At 55.5% G+C, this 17,304-nt stretch carries 11 protein-coding genes and 1 pseudogene; 5 read left to right on the top strand and 7 right to left on the bottom strand.

Going from position 1 to position 17,304, the window contains the following annotated elements:
- Positions 1-133: 133 nt before the first annotated feature.
- On the bottom strand, positions 134-1,630 hold the full coding sequence (gene mqo, locus HBA49_RS04600) for a malate dehydrogenase (quinone) (protein WP_005526623.1): 1,497 nt from the start codon (positions 1,628-1,630) through the stop codon (positions 134-136).
- 934 nt (positions 1,631-2,564) lie between these two features.
- Here mqo and HBA49_RS04595 point away from each other — a divergent pair.
- The 3 genes from HBA49_RS04595 to HBA49_RS04585 all read left to right on the top strand — a co-directional run bounded on the left by HBA49_RS04595 (position 2,565) and on the right by HBA49_RS04585 (position 6,474).
- Positions 2,565-3,635, top strand: coding sequence for an alpha/beta hydrolase (locus HBA49_RS04595; protein ID WP_040431867.1), 1,071 nt, complete (start codon positions 2,565-2,567; stop codon positions 3,633-3,635).
- A gap of 266 nt (positions 3,636-3,901) precedes the next feature.
- Positions 3,902-5,293, top strand: coding sequence for a mycothione reductase (gene mtr / locus HBA49_RS04590; protein WP_005525719.1), 1,392 nt, complete (start codon positions 3,902-3,904; stop codon positions 5,291-5,293).
- 272 nt (positions 5,294-5,565) lie between these two features.
- The gene (locus HBA49_RS04585; protein WP_040431868.1) at positions 5,566-6,474 is read left to right on the top strand and encodes a hypothetical protein; all 909 of its coding nucleotides are present in this window, start codon (positions 5,566-5,568) and stop codon (positions 6,472-6,474) included.
- Here HBA49_RS04585 and HBA49_RS04580 read toward each other — a convergent pair.
- The 6 genes and pseudogenes from HBA49_RS04580 to HBA49_RS12870 all read right to left on the bottom strand — a co-directional run.
- The gene (locus tag HBA49_RS04580) at positions 6,380-7,825 is read right to left on the bottom strand and encodes a cobyric acid synthase (protein ID WP_005526602.1); all 1,446 of its coding nucleotides are present in this window, start codon (positions 7,823-7,825) and stop codon (positions 6,380-6,382) included. The genes HBA49_RS04585 and HBA49_RS04580 overlap by 95 nt on opposite strands.
- Before the next feature lie 9 nt (positions 7,826-7,834).
- Positions 7,835-8,737: a type I methionyl aminopeptidase gene (gene map / locus HBA49_RS04575; protein WP_005526484.1), complete on the bottom strand. Its 903-nt coding sequence runs from the start codon at positions 8,735-8,737 to the stop codon at positions 7,835-7,837.
- 91 nt (positions 8,738-8,828) lie between these two features.
- Positions 8,829-10,634: a penicillin-binding transpeptidase domain-containing protein gene (locus tag HBA49_RS04570; protein ID WP_225866019.1), complete on the bottom strand. Its 1,806-nt coding sequence runs from the start codon at positions 10,632-10,634 to the stop codon at positions 8,829-8,831.
- 193 nt (positions 10,635-10,827) lie between these two features.
- Positions 10,828-11,997, bottom strand: a complete 1,170-nt coding sequence (gene ispG, locus HBA49_RS04565; protein ID WP_034995224.1) for a flavodoxin-dependent (E)-4-hydroxy-3-methylbut-2-enyl-diphosphate synthase — start codon at positions 11,995-11,997, stop codon at positions 10,828-10,830.
- Between the two features lie 214 nt (positions 11,998-12,211).
- The gene (locus HBA49_RS04560) at positions 12,212-13,900 is read right to left on the bottom strand and encodes a hypothetical protein (RefSeq protein ID WP_225866013.1); all 1,689 of its coding nucleotides are present in this window, start codon (positions 13,898-13,900) and stop codon (positions 12,212-12,214) included.
- Positions 13,901-14,782: 882 nt separating this feature from the next.
- Positions 14,783-15,541: pseudogene (locus HBA49_RS12870) on the bottom strand (ABC transporter ATP-binding protein); the annotation flags it as partial.
- Between the two features lie 443 nt (positions 15,542-15,984).
- Between HBA49_RS12870 and HBA49_RS04550 the strand changes: the two are divergent.
- Both HBA49_RS04550 and HBA49_RS04545 read left to right on the top strand, forming a co-directional pair.
- A complete protein-coding gene (locus HBA49_RS04550) occupies positions 15,985-16,617 on the top strand; it encodes an ATP-binding cassette domain-containing protein (protein WP_162019698.1) in 633 nt (210 codons plus the stop codon).
- On the top strand, positions 16,604-17,299 hold the full coding sequence (locus tag HBA49_RS04545) for an ATP-binding cassette domain-containing protein (protein ID WP_005526125.1): 696 nt from the start codon (positions 16,604-16,606) through the stop codon (positions 17,297-17,299). The genes HBA49_RS04550 and HBA49_RS04545 overlap by 14 nt, the downstream gene beginning before the upstream one ends.
- The last annotated feature ends 5 nt before the right edge of the window (positions 17,300-17,304 follow it).

The raw sequence follows: 17,304 nt of genomic DNA, 5'->3' as shown, positions 1-17,304 counted from the left end.
TTGGGTGTGGGCATGGCAATAAGCCACACGCTGGTGGTTACCGACAGCTGGTGATGACTGCTAGTAACTCGTCTGGTAAATCTAAGATACCTGATGAGCGTGTGGCTTATTGAAAACAGGAGCTGGTAGTGGGTTAGTTGTCCAGTTTGAGGGTTGCTTGGGTATAGTCCCACATGTCGTTGAACATGTCTTTGTTGGCTGCGAGCTTCACGCCATAGGATGGGACCATTTCCTTGATCTTGTCGCCCCACTCAACCATGTGGTCACCGAAGCAGCGTTCCAAAACCTCAAGCATTGCTGCCGGGGCGATGGAGGCTCCGGGGGATGCGCCGAGGAGACCTGCGATAGAACCATCCAGGTGGGAGACCAAATTGGTGCCGAATTCCAGCTTGCCGAAGGAAGGACCGACAACAGGTTTAATTACTTGGACGCGCTGGCCTGCGGTAACAAGTTCCCAATCTTCTTCTTGGGCATTGGGCATGTATTCGCGGAGGGCTTCAAGCTTGGCTTCTTTGTCTTTGAGCAGCTCAGTGATGAGGTATTTGGTGAGGCCAAATTCTTTAAAGCCGACGGAAAGCATTGAGGCAACGTTGGTGATTTTGAGGGATTTCGGCAGGTCGAACCAGGATCCTTGCTTGAGGAATTTCGGGGTCCAGCCAGCATAGGGGCCGAAGAGGAGGCCTTTTTCCCCATCAATGACACGGGTGTCGAGGTGGGGGACGGACATTGGTGGGGCGCCAACGGATGCTTTGCCGTAAACCTTGGCGGAGTGTTGGGCAATGATTTCCGGATTGGTACAACGAAGCCATTGGCCGGATACCGGGAATCCACCATAACCACGGATTTCGGGGATTCGGGATTTTTGCAGAAGGGGCAACGCCATACCGCCAGCGCCAACGAAGACGAAGTTAGCTCGGACAACGGATACGTCGCCGGTGTGGCGGTTTTTTACGATGACTTTCCATTTGTCACCGTCGCGGCGGAGGTTTTCTACGACATGCCCGTAGCGGATTTCGGTCCCGTGGGTTTGGGCTGCGGCAAGGAATTGTTTGGTAAGGGCGCCGTAGTTGATGTCAGTGCCAGCATCGGTCCAGGAGATTGCTACTTTGTCGGTTTCAGGACGGCCTTCCGCCATGAGTGGTAGCATTTCCTCAAATTTTTGCCGATCATCGGCAAACCGCATATTAGGGAAAAGCGGGTGGTTAGCTAGCTTTTCATATCGTTTCCGCAGGTAGTTTACTTGTTCTTCGCCACGTCCGAAAGAGACGTGAGGGACGGGGTTGATCCATTCCCGTGGATCAGGGAGCACGCCTTGGTTTACTTGGTAGGACCAGAATTGCCGGGAGACTTGGAATTTTTCGTTGACGGCAACGGCTTTGGAAATTTCGACTCGGCCGCGGACTTCGGGAGTGTAGTTGAGTTCGCAGAGTGCGGAGTGCCCGGTGCCGGCGTTATTCCAAGGGGAGGAGGATTCCTCAGCGGGAGCGTCTAGGCGTTCAAAAACTATTTGGGACCATTGTGGTTCGAGTGTGCGTAGGAATGCGCCTAGGGTGGCACTCATAATTCCAGCGCCGATGAGCGCGACGTCGACTTCGGCGGCAGCTGTTGCACTGATGGCAGAATCTGACATTTCGATTTCCCTTATTTTCTTCTGATCGTGTGTGGGTCTGTTAAGCAACCGTTAGTCCGAGGAACCTTATTTTTCCGGTGGTTGCGACGGATAAATATAGGTTTTGGGTTGTGACGCGAAGGAATCCTCACCCATTGGGGTTATAGTGTACGCCCGATTCAATCGGGGGTATTGAAAATACTGAATATCTCTCGTATCCCCTGACGTTTTTTGGAAATATCCCCAAAATACCCCCAGTAAGCTACCCCCATAAGAAGTAAATAGTACGTATATCGCCCCCATACCACTGCGAAAGACTCCGAGGTTCTTCTTTCGCAAACCACCCCCAATATCCCACCCAACACCACGGGAGATCAATAATGAAATTTAGAGTATTTATTTCCCACTTTATACGATGAAGTTATTTTAAATAATAGGTTTAATTGCAATAATTGGGTTACCTGAAAACCTGAGATTTTATGTCAACATCGCCCGAGAAACCAACGATACCCCTCATCAGCCGAAAATCTGCGATGCCTGAAAGCAATGATTCGCTACCCCATGGGTATGAAACTGATACCTCAAATCGGGAAGCTTATTCAGCTTTCCCACGCATAACTTGGTTTCCGAAAGTAGGCAAAAGCAAGTTAGATGCCATGTTCTTTCTGATTTTCCACTTGTTGGTGTAGATGGGTTTTCCAAGCAGTTGAATAAGCTGTTCGAAAAAATCTATTCGCTCCTGCCCAAAACCCACTCAAACGCAATGAATATCATCATCAACCTAACTGTCTGACGAAATTGCTAATAGAGTAAAAGCATGGCGAATTCTTCTGTTTCCCCCACTCCCCCAACCAATGAGCCCGACCATACTGGTCATTCCACGGACTCCCATCACCTCGATCACTTCCACAACGCATTGTCTTCAACCACACCTAATGCTCATTGGCAGCCTGACATGTTGGGACCCGATTATGAGAGCATGTCTTTTGCTCTCGGAACAGACCCGGATGGGGAAACCGATATTTATACGACATTGGTTCGCTACACTCCAAGTGTTCAAGGAGCCCAAAGCAACCAGGGTGTTCAAAAAGCCGAAACCTCTGAAAGCACCCCGACCGGGAACAACAATCCTGCCCCTGATGGTCACAATCAACCCGCCATCCTCCTTATCCATGGGATGTCAGATTATTTTTTCCAGACCCATGTCGCTGAGTTTTTCGCCAACCAAGGGTATGCTTTTTATGCCATCGACCTGCGTAAATGCGGGAGATCATACCGACCTGGCCAATCATGGCATTACATCACCAGTATCACCGAATATTTCACTGACCTCACCACGGTGATGGAATATCTCGCAACAATCCACCAGCAAATCATTATCATTGCTCATTCCACTGGTGGCCTGATCGCCCCCCTATGGTTGGATAACATCAAAACTCATAATCCCCAGTTGCACCAGCACATGACAGCTTTGGTCCTGAATAGTCCCTGGTTGGACATGATGGTGCCTGCATGGATGTCGCTGGGACTCACCCCGGTGGTGAATGTGATTGGTAAACGCCGACCTCACACGGCTATCCCCGGCGTAACTTTGAGCACCTACGGCAAAACCATTCACGCATCCGTAGGTGGGGAATGGGAATTCGATACCACAATGAAACCGCTATACGGGCATAGGAAATATGTGGGGTGGCTACGGGCAATCAAACAGGGTCAACAACAGATCCATTCTGGCCAAGTCGATGCGGGCATCCCCACGCTGGTTTTAAGCTCACACGAGTCAATTTTAGGAAAGTCTTATTCACCGGAAAGGTCGCATAGCGCAGACACGCTATTAGACGTAGAGCAAATCCATAAATGGGCGCCGCGGGTAGCAGCCCAAGTCACAGCCATTCGGGTTTATGGCGCGATCCATGATGTGTTTTTATCCCGAAAACCCATACGACAACAAGCATTTGCCATGTGTGCGGCATGGTTAGATTCGGTCGTGCACCCACCAATTATGGAATCGGACGATGCTGAATAACTAGCCAAAACGCATCCTTACGCAACCCGTATCCCAGCATGCCAGCACAATAATAGAAGACGGTAACGAACCCGCTTAAGAGTTTGAAGCACACACCCACAGCCGCCAACGCGCTATGCAACATGTGTGATGGAACATACCACAGGGCAGACACACAAACACAACACATATGTGACACATGTGGCTGCCGTGGGAATGTTTTTCTACCATGGCGCGTTGGGGTGATCGTAAGATTTTCTCCACCACACAATAAAGTGAGTGTTTCTATGACAAATATTCGGGTCGATAAGCACTACGATCTCATCATCATCGGTGCTGGATCAGGCAATTCCATCCCCGGACCAGAATTTGACGATAAATCCATCGCTATCATTGAAAAAGGAAAATTCGGCGGCACCTGCCTCAATGTTGGCTGCATCCCCACCAAAATGTTCGTTTACACCTCGGAGGTGGCCGAAACCATTCGCACTTCCGGCAAATACAACATTTCCGCGCAACTCACCGATGTGGCATGGTCAGAAATTGTCAAGCGAGTTTTCTCGGATCGCATCGACCCCATAGCGGCAGGTGGCGAAGCCTATCGTCGTGGCCCCGAAACCCCCAACATCGATGTTTATGACCACCATGCGGTCTTTGTTGGTCCTAAAATATTAAGCACTGGTCAAGGCGCAGAAAAGCGCATTATTTCGGGTGACATCATCGTCATTGCAACTGGATCCCGGCCGGCCATTCCTGAAGTAATCACCAAATCAGGCATTACCTACTACACCAACGAAAACATCATGCGGCTTCCGAAGCTGCCCAAATCCATGATTGTCATGGGTGGTAGCTTTATTGCGCTGGAAATGAGCCACATGTTTAAGGCTCTGGGCGTCGACGTGACCCTGGTGAATCGGTCGAATCGACTGTTGAAACGATTCGATACGGACATTTCCGACCGAATCACCCGGGCGACGAGTGAGGCCATGACCACACATTTGGGCGTCACATTCACTGACCTTACAGAAGATGAGTCAGGTATTACCGCCACGCTGTCGAATGGTTCCACAATTCACGGCGAGGTCATGCTGATTGCTACCGGACGGATTCCCAATGGCGATCTCATGGATCTTGACAAGGCTGGCATTGACATGGTTGGGGATCGCATCAAGGTGAATAAATATGGGGAGACCACCGCGCCAGGCGTATGGGCATTGGGGGATGTTTCCTCGCCTTACCAGCTGAAACATGTTGCTAACGCGGAAATGCGTACCATTCGCCACAACATCTTGCACCCTGATGAATTGCGGGAATTGCCGCATGAGAATGTTCCTGCGGCAGTGTTCACGCATCCACAGATTGGTGTCGTAGGGTTGACCGAAAAAGAAGCGCGGGATCAGGGCATCAACGTTACGGTGAAGGTGCAAAAATATGGTGATGTGGCCTATGGCTGGGCGATGAACGATACGGAGAATTTCGCCAAGCTCATTGCCGACAAAGACACGGGCAAATTAGTGGGAGCGCATATCATTGGGCCGCAGGCGGCAACATTAGTACAGCAATTGGTGACGATCATGTCCTTCGGGTTGGATGTGCGTGCAGCCGCCCGGGATCAGTATTGGATTCATCCGGCGTTGCCGGAATTGATTGAGAATGCGCTGCTTGGGCTAGAATTTTAGCTTATAAAATCGACACACTATAACTCCACAGATCACCATGCCAACCGGGAATCTGTGGGGTTTTCTTGGAATTCTATGGGAATTTTATGAGAGTTTTGTGACAGGCGGCGCGTTTGTGACAGATGTGGTTATTGTGGTGTCGTAGCCTTAAGTGCACCCCGTCACCGAGCCGTTAAGTTATCGCCATGTCATTATCCACATCCATCACCCGCTTATACGCCCCACATGTTGCCACGAACCCACTAGCAGACGCACCATCACTCACCCACACTGTGGCTTCGCCCATCGACACGGCAACCAGCGCAACCACCGATGTTCTCGGTGTCCACACTGTCACTAATCGGTCCGCCGCGGCAAGTATTGTCACGGGTATTGCCGTGATGCTTGCCGTGTTTGCTGCAAATTTCTATCTCCAGAACCCGGTATCAGCGGTGTTATTAGCGGCCGGAATCACATTTGGGGCCGCAGCCACTGTATGGAGGCTGCAATTTCATCTTCGTAGTGTTGGCGCCTGGCTGGCGGCCGTAGGCGGCGTTATCATGTTGCTTGTTGGCATGGTTTTAGCAGTGGCTCATCATAGTGGGGTCACGCGGCTTCACACTGCGATGATGAACGCATGGACTATAGCGGTTCCGGTTGCGGCAACAGTCATTCTTATTGGCGGGTTCCTCCAATTGCCCCGCATACTAACCCCGTGGATTGCGCTTATCACCGGCGGTCTTATCGTCGCCACCTGGGCGACAATAGACTTCAGGTTTGACCCGGTGGTTATTTGGGTTGGTGCACTGGCTGCACTTTGCGGCTCGGCGCAGTGCCTAGCTCAGCTTTCTCGCTGGCTTCCACATCGTGGTCGCCACCAGAATGGTCAGCAGCGTCACCAGCATGGTAGCTGCCTGGCCTGTTACGCTGCCCAGGCAGCTTTGATTCTGGTCATAGTAGTCGCCATCAGCGAGATCATGGTGTCGATCAATGTGGGCGAGTTCAAACCCGCACTCTTGCTGTGGGAATTGACCACCATTACCCTGTTAGGGACGGTTGCCGCGTGGACCACTCCCACAACAACAGCTGCTGCTGAAACCAATAAGATTATTGCTGTTGAAGATCTGCCAGTAACCCGTCGATATCCCAGTGTGCTTCGATCACGTCGGCGATGGTTTCTAACTGGTTCAACCGTTCAGTAGCAAAACTGGTGGTTTCTGACACGACGAAACCGGTCTTCCCCAAGGCTGCCGCGCAATCCCGCAGCCATGCCCGTCGAAAAGCATCGTTTTCCATCATCCCATGGATATGGGTGCCAAACAGGTTGCCCCGCACGCAATCGTTGTCAATCCACACGGTTTCCGCGGAGCGAACCACCTGCCCATGGTGCACCTCGTAAGCCCCGGTGTCCGCATGCCGGATCAGGGTTTTTGTCGGCGAGAACACAATGTCAGCGTCGAAAATCCCCAACCCGGCTATGGGCTCATCGGTGTGGGCTTCCACCGGGTCAGTAATGTGCTGGCACATCATTTGGAATCCTCCACAAAACCCCACCACATGCCGACCTGCGGCAGCCCGCTCCACAATAACGTCAGCAATCCCCTGCCGCCGTAGCCATGCGAGATCGCTCACCGTCGCCTTCGAACCGGGCAGCACCACCACATCTGCCTCGGCAATATAGTCAGGGTCCACCGTCCAGGTCACGCTCACCCCGGGTTCGCACGCCAACGCCTCCACATCGGTGGTGTTAGAGATTCGGGGCAGCCGCACCGCGGCAATGCGAAGCCGCTGCGTGCCTAACGCCGGGCGTTGCGGCCCAATCGTCGCCCCCACCTGCGCCTGAAGCGAATCTTCCGCGTCCACCCACAACCCGTGAATGTAGGGCAGCACCGCTACCGTCGGCACCCCGGTGCGGTTTTCCAACTCCGCCAACCCTGGGTCCAGGATCGACTGGTCCCCCCGGAATTTATTCACCACAAACCCCCGAATCAACGCCCGGTCGGCCGCGTCTACGATGTGGTAGGTGCCAAAAAAGTGCGCCAATACCCCACCACGGTCAATATCGCCCACCACATACACCGGCAACTGGGCCGCCGCAGCTAGCCCAAAGTTGGCGATGTCGGTTTCGCGGAGATTAATTTCCGCCGGTGACCCGGCCCCTTCGCACACCACAATGTCATAATCAGCCTCCAGGTCCCGCAACGCCTGGGCCGCTACCTCCCGCAGGTAAATTCGATGCTCAATATATGATGCGGCGCTCACATCACCCTGGGCTTGACCGTGCACCACTAGTTGCGAAGTTTTATCCGACCCGGGTTTCAACAGGATCGGGTTAAACAGTGTGCTAGGTTCCAGTTCGCAGGCCACCGCCTGGAGCGCCTGGGCCCGCCCGATTTCCCCACCATCAGGAGTCACCACGGAATTATTCGACATGTTTTGGGCTTTAAACGGCGCCACACGGTAACCACGCCGCCGCAATGCTCGACACAGCCCGGCCACCACCACGGATTTTCCCGCATCCGAGGTGCAACCAGCCACTAAAAACGCAACCATGTTCGAAATTTACTTCGCGTAGAAGCTATCAAGACCATCAAAATAGTGGGCATCCGGCACCGTCAGAATTTCGTTGCCGTCGTCGGTAATCACAATGGTGTGCTCAAACTGGGCAGAGAATCGGTAATCCGTGTTTTGTACCGTCCACCCGTTATCCCAAATCCGATAGTCCAGCCCACCCAGGTTAATCATCGGCTCGATCGTTAGGGTCATGCCGGGTTGTAACAGGTTCGTGTAGGTGTCGGAATCGTAGTGCAGCACCACTAGCCCATTGTGGAAGGTGGGCCCCACCCCGTGACCGGTGAAGTCCCGCACCACGGTGTATCCGAAACGCTTAGCGTAGGATTCGATCACCCGACCGATGACGTTAATTTCCCGACCGGGCTTGGCTGCCTTAATACCCCGCATCATGGCAACCTTGGTGCGCTCCACCAGTAACCGGTGCTCTTCCGACACGTTACCGGCGAGAAACGTGGCGTTTGTGTCCCCATGCACCCCATTTTTAAACGCCGTGACATCAATATTGACAATATCGCCGTCCTCAATCACCGTGGTGTCGGGAATGCCATGGCACACAATCTCATTGAGCGACACGCAACAAGACTTCGGAAAGTCTAAATACCCCAACGTTGATGGATATGCCCCATGATCGAGCATGTATTCGTGAGCTATCTGATCCAATTCATCGGTGGTGACTCCCGGCGCCACCGCTTTGCCTGCCTCGTAGAGCGCGTTGGCCGCAATCTTTGATGCTTCACGCATGGCCTCAATGGTTTCCGGGGTTTGTACCCATGGTTCCCCACAGTTTTCTTGGACTTCGTCCCGCCACGCATATTCCGGACGGGGAATATTGTCGGGGACTGTGCGGATGGGGGTGGATTTTTCTTGCACCAATGGCTTGCGGTTAGTCATGTGTCTATCGTAAACCAGGCCATAAAATTCGGTATGTTTTTACTCATCGACGCCGCACAGCGATCCGCACTATGCACACTGCGCGCGCTTGTCAGGGGGTTGTGTCTTGCTGTTGTGGTGCCGAACGCAGCTCATCGAGTCGGGTGAAGAATTTGTCCGTCACTGCCACCGACGATTCCGAGCCGCCGCCCATCACTATGAGGGTGGCGAATGCGATATCGTCCCGGTAGCCGGTGAACCAGGCGTGGGACCCACCGGTGATTTCCGCTTCACCGGTTTTGCCGTAAATTTTGCCGCCGGCCCGGATACCGCTCGCGGTGCCGCCGGCTTCGGTGACTGCTCCCATGAGGGAGCGTAATTGTTCAATGGTTTCCGGCGCTGGCTGCGACACTTTTTCGTTGGTTTTGGTTTCGAAACCGCTCACGAGTCGAGGGGTGGGTGTGGAACCGTGAGCCGTGGTGGCGGACACGAGGGCCAAACCGAAGGGGCTGACAAGGGTGAGACCTTGCCCGTAGCCGGCTTCGGTTTTTTCCAGTTCGGTTTTGCCTTCCGGAATGGAGCCGGTGATGGTGGTCAGCCCAGGAATGTCGTAGTCGACACCCAGGCCGAATTGTTTGCCCATGTCTCGCAGCTGCCCTTGTTGCAGCTGGGTGGATATGTTAGCGAAGGTGGTGTTGCAGGAGCGGGCGAAGGCTTTTTGCAGCGGCACGTTTCCCAGGCTGAACATGTTGTAGTTGGTGACCTGGCGGCCGTAAAGGTTCATGGCGCCGGGGCAGGGCACGATGGATTCGGGGGTGAGGTGTTGGTCTTGGAGTCCCGCGGCTGCGGTGATGATTTTAAAGGTTGAGCCTGGTGGGAATTGACCGCTGAGCGCTACTGCCCCGTCTTCGTCTGCTTTGTCGGTTTGGGCTACCGCCAGGATTTCGCCCGAGCTGGGCCGGATTGCCACGATCATGGCTTTCATTTCTTTGCGCTGGTTAACAGCCTCTTCTGCCGCTAGTTGCACTTTGCGGTCGAGGCTGACCTGTACGGCTGGGGCAACTTTGGGTTCGTGGTGTTCCAGGTCTTCGATGGGGGCGCCGTCGTGGGTGACGATGGCTATTCGCCATCCGTTGGAGCCGTCGAGTTGGTTATTTACCAAGCCTGCTACCCGGGCAATGATGTCGGGGGCGAATCCGGGGTCTTTGCTGACCATGGCGGCTTCTTCGTGGAAGATGATGGCGGGGTCATCCTGGAGTTGGTCGCGGATGGTGGGCGCAATGGTCTTGGGGATTGTGGTGACGGAGTAGTTTCCGGTGGTTGCGGCGAGTTTTTTAGCCAGGTCGGCCGGGTCGATGGTGACAAGGGTGTGGTCGGTTGCTTTCGCCGTCGTCAGGGCTGCGGCGATGGTGCGGGCGGTGCGGGTGGCGTCGGTCACTTTGTGGGTGTCGACGAGGATGCGTTCCACCGATCCGGGCACGAGGATGTCGGAGCCGTCGGAGGAGACTACGCTGGCGCGTTGCGCATTGATTGCCTGGAGTTCTAGGTGCTGGTTGGCGCCGAGTTTGGGGTGGAGCACGGTGGGTTGCCACCGAATGACCCATTGGTCGTTGATCCTATTGAGGGTCATGGCGGTGTCATAGGTGAATTTTCGGTCGCGGGGCAGCTGCCAGGTCATGGTGTAGGCGGCGGTTGCGACGGAGTCGCGGATGGTGATGTCGTGAACATCCACGTGTAATGCTTCTGCTTGCAGCCCATTCCAGGTGGTTTCCCACACTTGGGTTACCGTGTCGGGTTGATCGGTGAGGTGAGCCGCCGCGGCGAAGTCGGTGGCACTCATGTGCCGCATGAATTCGTCGATGACCGGCTGGGCGGATAGTGGTTTGGGGGTGCATCCGGTAAGCCACATTGTGGCCATGATAGTTGTTGTGACTATGGCTATGACCTGCGCGGAAGCTCTATTCATGCGGCACACTTTAGCACGGGTTTTCGGGGGTGTTTCGCCACCACACCGAGGTGACCGGCATGAGTTAGTGCACGATTATCACCGGTAACTGTGTGCGGTTGATCTGCGTCGGGTTACCGCACCACATGGTACCACCGTCCGGCGGTTATTTTGTGATGGATATTTTTGCTGCTCCGCCTTCTTTGATTTCCAGGCCTTGTTCTTCGGCAAGTTTGATGGCTTCTTCGATGAGGGTCTCAACAATTTGGGATTCTGGCACGGTTTTAATCACTTCGCCTTTGACGAAGATTTGGCCTTTACCATTGCCGGAGGCGACCCCCAGGTCGGCGTCGCGGGCCTCGCCTGGGCCGTTCACCACGCAGCCCATGACGGCCACGCGGAATGGGATGTCCATGCCGTCGAGTGCCGCGGTGACTTCTTCAGCGAGTGTGTAAACGTCCACTTGGGCCCGGCCGCAGGAGGGGCAAGATACGATTTCCAGTCCGCGTTCGCGCAGGTTGAGGGATTGGAGGATCTGGTCACCGACTTTTACTTCTTCTTTGGGGTCGGCGGATAGGGAAACCCTAATGGTGTCGCCGATGCCCTCGCTGAGGAGAGCGCCGAAGGCCACGGCGGATTTGATGGTGCCTTGGAAGGCTGGGCCGGCCTCGGTCACCCCAAGGTGGAGGGGATAGTCGCATTGTTCCGCGAGTTGCCGGTAGGCGGACACCATGATGACCGGGTCGTTGTGCTTCACGGAGATTTTTATGTCACCAAAGCCGTGCTCTTCAAACAGTGACGCCTCCCATAGGGCCGATTCGACCAGGGCTTCGGGAGTGGCTTTGCCGTATTTTGCTAGTAGTCGCTTGTCGAGGGATCCGGCGTTGACCCCAATGCGGATGGGGATTCCGGCGTCCCGAGCAGCGTGGGCGACCTCTTTCACCCGGCCGTCGAATTCTTTAATGTTGCCGGGGTTGACGCGCACAGCAGCGCAGCCGGCGTCAATGGCGGCAAAAATGTATTTTGGTTGGAAGTGAATGTCGGCGATCACCGGGATGGGGGATTTTTTGGCGATGGTTGGCAACGCATCGGCGTCGATAGGCTTAGGGCAGGCGACACGCACAATATCGCAGCCGCTGGCGGTGAGCTGTGCGATTTGCTGCAGGGTGGCGTTGATATCGTGGGTTTTGGTGGTGGTCATGGATTGGACAGACACCGGATAGTCGGAGCCAACACCTACGCTGCCCACCATGAGTTGGCGGGTTTTACGCCGTGGGGCCAAAACAGGCACTTCTTCCGCCTGTGTGGGAAGTCCGAGGCCGACAGGGGTAGACACGAAAATGCTCCTTGGTAAATATGATGTGAGGATTATTCATGCAGCGCATGAGGGTTGTGTGCGGAGTTCTGCAAAAAGTTTAGCACCATGGCCATGACTGGATTAGTTTTCCCATCTAACCTGCCATGCCCACTCCCCCACTGATTGTTGTCCTCACCGTTGTTACCCCAAAACTCCGTGGTGCGGCCAGTTTCGCACTGCGACACACACTGGATTACACATAGGAGCGCACTTTGGCGAAAATCTCCGGGTAATGATTATCAAGGTAGCGGATGGCATAGCGCATCACCAGCAGATACGCCGCTATGGGAACCGCAAGAATGAGAATGACACCGATGATTTCAACTGCGATCATGTCATTGTTGTAACCATAGGTAAGGCCAAGGATTCCGGGCAGCATGGGAATCCACGCTAAAAAGATGCCGGCAAATGCGGAAATGAAGGCGCTGACGGAGAACCCCGATCGGTCTTGCCACGGGTTGGTGCCGGGTTTTGCTGTGGGATAGGGGTTCCGTACCGAGAGGAACAGCGAAATGCCGCATGCGGTGATGGCCGCCCCCATTCCGGCAATGACGCAAAGCACCATGACGTGGGAAAAATTGAGGACCAAAACCAGGATGTAGCTGACCAGGTTAATGAGAATGGCCGGGGTGATGGAGGCCCAATGTCGTCCCCGCACCACATCCTTGGCCGCCACCCCACTGCTGAGATGGAGCCAGTTTGATGGCCCGTCGAAACCGTAGTCGTTGACCGCGTTCGTGCCGGACAGCAGCCCAATGATAATAGGGAGCACATAGAACATAAACGGGTTATCCCGGAAGCCCATGACTGCGAAATAAAACAGCAGCACTAGCGGCATAACCATCATGATGGTTTGCCGAGCATCGCGGATCAGGTAGCGGAGTGCGCGGGAATACACCGCGACTAACGGCGTGTACGGCAAACCCGGTAGCAGCAACGATTGTTGGCCTGCCGCCCGAGCTTTGCGACGCCGCCCCGCGCCGGCTACCCCACCTGTGCCCAGGGGCGCGACGAGTCGTTTGTGGGTGAAATGCCACCACACATATCCGCCAGCCGCAATAGTTGCCACGGTGATGAGCAGGCAGATCAGGGCTGAAAGCCATTGCCCGGCGGCAGCGAATGCGGCAAAACCGGCCGCGGACGCTAACGGCGTCCACTGGAGGATATTGCCGTAGCGCACCAGGTCGAGGGAGTTGTCTGAGCCGTTGAAGATTGAGGAATAGGCCAACCAGGCCACGATGAAGGCACCAAAGGCCACATAGATTTGTTTGTTTTTGCTGCTACTGCTCTGGTTGGCGCTGCCGGACATCGCCATTGCTAAGGATTCCGCCACCACAATAACCAATAGCAGGCTCAGCACCATGGCCACCACCAACACCACGACCGCTATTATCCCGGCGCTTCCGGCAATAGCAACGGCCGCAATGATTGCGGTGACAGTGGTGCACAGCACAGCCATGAAGCCGCGAATTTGCAGCACTTGGACGAGGAAGAAACTGGGCATGAGTTGCCGGACGGTCAGCGGCAGGGCGGAGAATGATTCGGGGGAAAGCTGGCCTTCACCGGAGGGAATCATGATGGCGATCATGATGTAGGCGGCGGCGCCAATTCCTACCGCTCCGGCCAGGGATGCGTAGCGCCCCGCGGAGAGATCCACGCCCATGGTGATGCCGAAGACTGTGAGCCCGATGAGGGCGTAGAGGGCGATGAAGATGTTCATAATCATCGCGCTTTTGTTGCTCTTGAGGGAGCGGGTCCACAGCAGGTAGTGGAGTTTTAACAGAACCCGGGTGATGTTCGGGGCGGGCGCCGACGAGGGGGCCGGTGCTGGTGCCGCCGGCATTGGTGATGGTGGTGGGGTTGATGGCATGGGGTTTGTCATGGTGGGTCACCGCCAGGTTTCTGGGCCGTTGAAGTAGGGGTTATTGAAGCGGGGTTTTTGTTGTTCGGCTTGGTTGTCTTCTGGTTTTTCGTGCTCCGATGATTCCGGTTGCGCAGGTTTTGGCGATTGTGGTGGCTGGTTTTGTGTGGGTTGCCTGTGTTGCCCCGCGTAGGGTTGTTGGGTTGGGGTGGGGTCCGGGGTTTCCGCGGCAGGCGGGTAGGAGTTGATTTGTTGGAATTGGTCGGTGTAGGGATTCCCGGAGTAGGGCTGGTCGGGGTAGGATTGCCCAGGTCCAGCCGCTGTCCCCGTTCCTGCCGTCGTCCCGGCTCCGGTTCCGGTCGGTGTGGGGTTGGTGGAATATGGTCGTGGTTGCTGCCCGTATTGGGGTGGGTTGGGATAGTTTTGGCGTGGGTTTGGTTGCGGGTTGGGTGGTGACGAGTAGGGGTATCCCGAAGGCGTGGGGATGGTGCGTCCTGGCTGTTTTGCCCCTGGTTGCTCCGCTTGGGGCGGCGAGCTGTATGGTTGCTGCCCGGCCCGTGGTGGTGAGGGCGGCGAGGTGGGTGGGTAGGCCTCTGGTTGCGCAGGCGGCACAACTGGTTTGTCGGCAGTGTCGGCGGGTGGGGTGTTTCGGGGCATCCGCAGGGGGTAGGGTGGACTGGTTCGTGGCGGTTCAACGCTGCGGAGTGCGCTGACGTCGAATTGTTCGGTTGGTTCCGATCCCAGGTCGTCCGGCTCACCCATGCGGGCGGTGGAGGCTGGTTGGGGTGGTTCTTGCCGCCCGAATCGCCTTGGTTGGTTGGGTTGTTCGGGTTGCATACCACGCTGATCTGGCTGCCCTGGTGGGTATGGTTGCCCAAGAGGTTGCTCGGGCTGGTTGTGCTGTAACCATTGCAATTGGCCTTCGGTGAGTTCACCACCGCCCACAATGGAAACAAACAGGTCGGTGAGTGAGGTTTGGGCGGCAAGTTCTTTCACATCGCCTTCCAACCGCACGGTACCGTGGTGAATAATGGCCACCCGGTCGCACAAACCTTCGACAAGTTCCATGACGTGGGAGCTTAAAATAACGGTTCCACCTGCCGCAGCATAGGCGCGGAGGATTTGTTGGATGACGCGGCTGGAAACCGGGTCGACGGCTTCGAGGGGCTCGTCGAGAATGAGCACGTCGGGATTGTGAATGAGGGCGCCGGCGAGCAGGATTTTTTTCGTCATGCCCGCGGAGTAATCGGCGATGTATTTGTCGGTGGCTTCTTCCAGACCGAGCGCGTGAAGGAGTTCGCTAATGCGGGGGGCGAGGTCGGCTTCGGGGATGCCGCGGAGGGCACCAAGGTATTGAAGATATTCTTCCCCGGTGAGGCGGTCGAAGACTGGGAGCCCGTCGGCAAGCAACCCCATGGCGGCTTTGGCGGGGATGGGGTCATGCCACATGTCAAAACCGCAGATTATTGCCTGGCCGGCGTCGGGGCGCAGAAGCCCGGTGGCCATGTTGAGCATGGTGGTTTTACCTGCGCCGTTGGGGCCAACGATGCCGAAGATGCTGCCGCGGGGAACGGTGAGGTTGAGGTTATTGACGGCTATTTTGTCCCCAAATTTTTTGTAGAGGCCGGTGACCATCATTGCGGGATAGTTTTGTTGTGTCATGTGCTTCTCTTGAGGTTGTTTGTGTTCTCGCCGAAATTACAACCCCAGAGTACTGGAACTCGTCTCACCTCTCAGAGATTTTTATGATTTAGGTCACCTTATTGGTATTGGGGCAGGCAGTAGCAGTACGTCACGTCCGCATTATCCCCTCGAATTGGTGTGCTAAAAGCGGTGGTTTTGACCATTTTCATCAGTGAAAACAGGTGAACCCCGACCCGATTTGTACGATTTTGCATTCGCGTACCACCACAACGAATTGGTTCTGCCGACAAAATATGACACTTGAAAACCGGAAACATATTCAATAAGGTCATGTTCGTCATAGACGAGCCTATTTTCATTAACTGACCTTTGTCCCTGTGTACCACCATATAACCGGTAAGGAGAGAATCATTAGCGCCCCCACTGCCGCTGCTCCATTGTGTCATTTCCACGATGTTGAGTTGAAATATGGTGAGACCACCGCGGTGATTGTGCCAGAGCTCACCATCAACCCTGGCACGTTGACCGCGGTCATTGGCCCTTCCGGGTCCGGGAAAACCACCCTCACCCACGCCATTGGCGATATCCCAGTAGAAACGCTCCATTGTGTGGGCACGGTGGAGCGCCGGGGCAAGGTGGGGGTTATCAGCCAGGATTCCTTTGGGGCCTTGAACCCACTTCAGCGCGTCGATAAGCAGGTGGCACTCACGGCCGGCAGTATCGAAAACGCCCATGAGCTGCTGGCCCAGGTATCGCTGACGCCGGAGTTATTTTCCCGCTATCCGTTGGAGCTTTCCGGGGGGCAGCGGCAGCGGGCCGCGATTGCGTTTGCGTTGGGGGCCCGGCCGCAACTGTTGCTGTGCGATGAGGTCACGTCCGCGCTGGATCCGATCGCCACCGCAGAAGTCGTGCGCACACTACGGAAGCTGGTCACAGATTCCCGCGACGGCATGTCCATTGTGTTTATTTCTCACGATCTTGGCGCGGCCAAAGCCTTGTGCCCAGATGTCATTACCTTAGAGCCAGCCGACCCAAACACTGACCTGACCGCCGCCACCGCGATTTTCCGAAAGAACTGGGATGATTATTCTTAAAAACGCCGCAGTATCCCCCTATTTGAAGCCGTGCACCGTCACCATTGACACCGGTGAGAAAGTGGCTTTGCTGGGTGCCTCCGGGGCGGGGAAAACCACGTTGATGCGGCTCATGTGCGGCTGGCTCACCCCCACCTCCGGTGATGTTATCGCCCCACCGGTCGGCGAGTTCGCCTATGTGCCACAGGATCTTGACGCGAGCCTCAACCCTGCCATGCGGGTGGGCGACATTATCACCGAGCCGGTCGCTATCGCCAACGGTGATGTGGCTGCCGCGGTGGCACGAATCCCGGAATTATTGCGCACGCTCGATCTGCCGGCGGATGCTGCCGGCCGATTCCCTCGGGAACTATCGGGTGGGCAGCGGCAACGTGTCGGTATAGCCCGGGCGCTTATCGCCGAACCCATTGTTGTGTACGCCGACGAAGCATTGAGCGCCTTGGACCATACGGCGCGGGAGCTGGTCATTGAACTGTTTCAGGCCCCCGGCATGACCACTATTTTGGTGTCCCACGATCTTCCCGCCGCCGAAAAGCTCAGCGACCGCTGCATCATTATGGCCGATGGCGGCATCGTGGAGGATATTTCCAGCTCTGAGCTGTGGGACCGCACCAATGCCAGCCCGGCGCGCGCGAAGCTTATCGACGCCTTCGAGTTGCTTCACGCATCCTCAATGCCTTGATTGAA

It is taken from the genome of Corynebacterium matruchotii, assembly GCF_011612265.2.
Lineage (GTDB): Bacteria > Actinomycetota > Actinomycetes > Mycobacteriales > Mycobacteriaceae > Corynebacterium > Corynebacterium matruchotii.
Note: the sequence above shows the minus strand (reverse complement) of the source record. Positions and strands in the feature narration are given on the sequence as shown.

What these genes read in the sequence shown, in the direction of transcription:
- mqo (WP_005526623.1), bottom strand. Translation starts at nt 1,630, where the DNA reads ATGTCAGATTCTGCCATCAGTGCAACAGCTGCCGCCGAAGTCGACGTC.
- HBA49_RS04595 (WP_040431867.1), top strand. Translation starts at nt 2,565, where the DNA reads ATGTTGGGACCCGATTATGAGAGCATGTCTTTTGCTCTCGGAACAGAC.
- mtr (WP_005525719.1), top strand. Translation starts at nt 3,902, where the DNA reads ATGACAAATATTCGGGTCGATAAGCACTACGATCTCATCATCATCGGT.
- HBA49_RS04580 (WP_005526602.1), bottom strand. Translation starts at nt 7,825, where the DNA reads ATGGTTGCGTTTTTAGTGGCTGGTTGCACCTCGGATGCGGGAAAATCC.
- map (WP_005526484.1), bottom strand. Translation starts at nt 8,737, where the DNA reads ATGACTAACCGCAAGCCATTGGTGCAAGAAAAATCCACCCCCATCCGC.
- HBA49_RS04570 (WP_225866019.1), bottom strand. Translation starts at nt 10,634, where the DNA reads ATGGCCACAATGTGGCTTACCGGATGCACCCCCAAACCACTATCCGCC.
- HBA49_RS04560 (WP_225866013.1), bottom strand. Translation starts at nt 13,900, where the DNA reads ATGACAAACCCCATGCCATCAACCCCACCACCATCACCAATGCCGGCG.
- HBA49_RS04545 (WP_005526125.1), top strand. Translation starts at nt 16,604, where the DNA reads ATGATTATTCTTAAAAACGCCGCAGTATCCCCCTATTTGAAGCCGTGC.